General features: G+C 48.5%; 1 protein-coding gene. It reads left to right on the plus strand.

The window, feature by feature from the left end; all coding sequences use genetic code 11:
• Positions 1-425: 425 nt before the first annotated feature.
• Positions 426-4,036: DUF4347 domain-containing protein (locus tag QUB26_RS30590; protein ID WP_333321074.1), on the plus strand; the 3,611-nt coding region annotated here is incomplete at its 3' end.

A 4,036-nucleotide genomic window follows, 5' to 3' on the forward strand; every position in this document is an offset into this window, starting at 1 on the left:
TATCATTATTATTCAATTATATTTCTACATAAAGGGGTATTGACAAAATCTACTCCGTTCTAACTTGTTACCAATGAACCCGCCCCCACTTTTGCCCGAAAGTCCGCCTGGGGTTGAAACGAACGGCCCAACCGCATCGCAGATATCTATCAAAAATTCCGATATTAATATTTCAGTCTCATTACACTTGCGATTGAAGAGTTTTTGTGTTACGTCATCCACCTCGCACTAGCTCATCCGCAATATTACTTAATAAAATCCCCCATCTTTATCAAAACTTTAATTAAAAAGCTGTTTATAAAGAAAAATTTACATAGATGTTTGGAAAAATGAGTTAGGGTTACTACAACATTGAGAAAGAGTTTCGCATACCCGTCGCGAAACAGGGAAATCATTGTCTTTTTTTAACCCCCAGTAGGTGTATTATGCCAAATTTAAATAATCAAGTTTCACCAAGTGCGATCGCCTTTATAGATACTAAAGTAGAAAATTATCAAAGTTTGATGGCCGGGGTAAAACCGGGTACGGAAGTAGTTGTTTTGGATGGGAACCGAGATGCGATCGACCAAATTACTCAAATTTTAGGTCTTCGGACTAATATTGACAGCATTCACATCGTTTCTCACGGTGCTCCGGGTAGCTTGCAATTGGGCGACGGTAGCTTGAGTTTAGATAATGTGGAAACTTATTCCGAGAAATTGCAGCAGTGGCGGATTGCTTTAAATCTGGGTGCAGACATTCTGATTTACGGTTGTAATGTCGCAGCAGCACCTCGCGCTTACCCGAAAGTCCGCCAGGGAATGAATTCCCAGGCTCAAAGCTCAAGTCGGTTGAAACCGACTGCTTACCCGAAAGTCCGCCAGGGAATGAATTCCCTGTCTCAAAGCTCAAGTCGGTTGAAACCGACTGAAAACAAGGCGGCTATTGAGTCCTCTTCAGAGGACTTTCGCTATGAGACGGGGAATTCATTCCCCGGCGGTATCGGGGAACAAGCCAGAGATTTAGATGTAGATGTAGATTTATATCTAGACGGTTTCGCCTTCATCCAACGAATTGCCCAACTCACAAATACCAATGTTGCAGCTTCCAAAAACCTCACCGGAAGTGTAGCAAAGGGCGGGGACTGGGAACTGGAAGTCAGAACCGGGAAAATAGAAGCACCGCTGGTATTTGAACCCGAAGTGTTAGCGGGTTACGAGTATGTTTTAAATAGTTTTGGTACTGCGACTAACTTTCCCGTAGGTTCAGATCCTGTCTCCGTCGATGTCGGTGATTTTAACGGCGACGGAATAAAGGACTTAGCCGTGGGCAATTCCAGCAGTGGCGCCGCTGCTGGCACATCAATTCTGTTAGGAAATGGCACGGGTAGCTTTGGCACCGCTACTCTGTTGCAACAGGGGGCCTATATCCAGGCTGTCGCTAAATTTAATACAGATATCTATGACGACTTGGTTGTAAATAATGGCAATGGTTCTGTATCAATGTTTTTTGGGAGTAGCACTGGCTTGGGTGATCCCGTCGATCTATCTTTCGACTCGCTGATTTTCACTAAATACATTGCTGCGGAAGATTTTAACGGCGACGGCCGGACAGACTTAGCTTTAGCGACTAATCGTGCCACGGGTTCCCCCAATACTAATGGTGTCGTCTCAATTCTATTGCAGAATCTTGATGGCACTTTTGCGCCTCCTCAAAACTTTTTGGTAGGAATAGCGCCTCAATCTATTGCGGTCGATGACTTTAACGGCGACGGAATAAAGGACTTGGCTGTCGCGAACAATCAAACAGGTGAAGGCGTTTCAATTCTGCTGGGGGATGGCAGTGGGAGTTTTGCCCCGGCAAACAAGATTCCAGTGGGGTCACGACCATCTTCTATAGCTGTGGGGAAATTTAACAGCGACTCCTTCCCCGACTTGGCTGTAGCGGACCAGAACTCTAACAACATCTCTATCCTGCTAGGAAATGGTAGCGGAGGCTTTACTACTACGGAAATTCCAGTGGGACCGAGTTCTTATTTCCTCACCGTTGCGGATCTCAACGGTGACTCCAAGCAAGACTTGGCTGTCGGGAACAATAACAAGGTTTCAACTCTGTTGGGGAATGGCGACGGCACATTTACCAAGACTGTTGATTTAGATGCGGGATTGCAGCCTACTGCTGTTATTGCGAAGGATTTGAACGGGGACGGTTTGCCTGACTTGGTCACCACCGACTACAATCCTAACAACGTTTCGATTCTGCTGAATACACCCAATACAGTTAATTTTGGTGCAGCAACATACAGCGGTACAGAAGGAACAACAGACACAGTAGTTAATATTCCCGTCACCCTCAGTGGCGGCACACCCTTCACCGATGTAACTGTACCAATTCTCATCGACCCCAGCAGCAGTGCCACCGAAAATTCAGACTACACCTTTTCCCCTACCTCGATAATTTTCCCCGCAGGTGCAACAGGTGACGCACTCACTCAGAATGTTGCATTTACTATCAAACCCGACAACATAGTTGAAAACGCCGAAACCGCAATCCTCAACTTGGGCACAATCACCGGAGGCATTGCAGGTACAACCAAACAAACCACACTAACTATTGCTGCTAACGGTCAACCTTCAAGCCTGAGTCCGTACCAAATCGACCTCAAAACAGGCACAATTACTGGTGGGCCAAACCCGTTTATTTCTCTAGTAAATACCCCGACAGACTCAAACGCAGATAGTTGGTTAGAAGCCGTAGCCAAAATCAATTTTGACGGCAAAATCAAAAAAGCGAAATTCATCGTTGAATACGACAAAACTCCGTCAGGATGGACGGTAAATCTCGGCGACTCAGCGTCAAACGACGGCTATGGAGGGGATGCAAGCACTCAAAGGCGCGATGCCGAGATGCAGATTGTTAACGGGAATATGAGCGTTAACGGCAATGACTACAATACACCCCCTGGCGGAGTCCTTACCCCAGGAAATGTGCCTAACTTGGTCACCAACGGTTCCCGCGTCGAGTTAGAAGTCAGCAACGAACAACTTGCGTGGGATAACAAAAGCGGGCTAAAAAATAGCCTGAATTCGCCGTATCTTTATGCTCTCAATGGTCAACCTGATGATGGCGGGCCAGTCAATTCGGAGATTTACGCCGGATTTAACAGGGTGATTTCCGGGCCAGGCGATCGCATCGGATCGGGTGCTAGCAAGGTGACAATTCTGCTTAATCCGATCGACTACGCGATTAGTGCTGGTGTTGCAACCGTTACAGAAGGCAATGAAGGCAAAACTGCTGCCACTTTTACTGTTACCCGCAGCGGTAGCACTGAGTTGGCGAGCACAGTAGATTATGCGATCGCGGGTACTGCTACAAACGTCAGCGATTACAACAACATCGGTGGCACATCCGGTGCAACTGCTGCGACTGGTACGATTAATTTTGCAGCGGGCGAGACATCGAAAACCATTACTCTCGATGTTTTAGGCGATGCGGCGATCGAAGACAATGAAACCCTTGAGGTTACGCTGTCAAATCCCTCGGTATTAGATTCTACACCGACAATTACCGCTGCTACCGCTACCACAACTATTACTAATGATGATGTAGCGCCACCGACACCGACGCCAACGCCGACACCAGTCACGCCGACGCCAACGCCGACAACTGAGACTCCCACGCCGACGCCGACACCAACGCCGACGCCAGTCACGCCGACACCGACGCCAACGCCGACACCAACGCCGACAACTGATACTCCAACTCCGACGCCGACGCCAGTCACGCCAACGCCGACGCCAGTCACGCCCACACCAACGCCGACGCCAGTCACGCCCACACCAACGCCGACAACTGGCACTCCGACGCCAACGCCGACAACTGATACTCCAACTCCGACGCCGACAACTGATACTCCAACTCCGACGCCGACAACTGATACTCCAACGCCGACGCCGACAACTGGTACTCCGACTCCAACTCCGACAACTGGTACTCCGACTCCAACTCCGACAACTGGTACTCCGACTCCAACTCCGACAACTGGTACTCCGACTCC

Source organism: Microcoleus sp. B4-C1, assembly GCF_036705285.1.
Taxonomy (GTDB): domain Bacteria; phylum Cyanobacteriota; class Cyanobacteriia; order Cyanobacteriales; family Microcoleaceae; genus Microcoleus.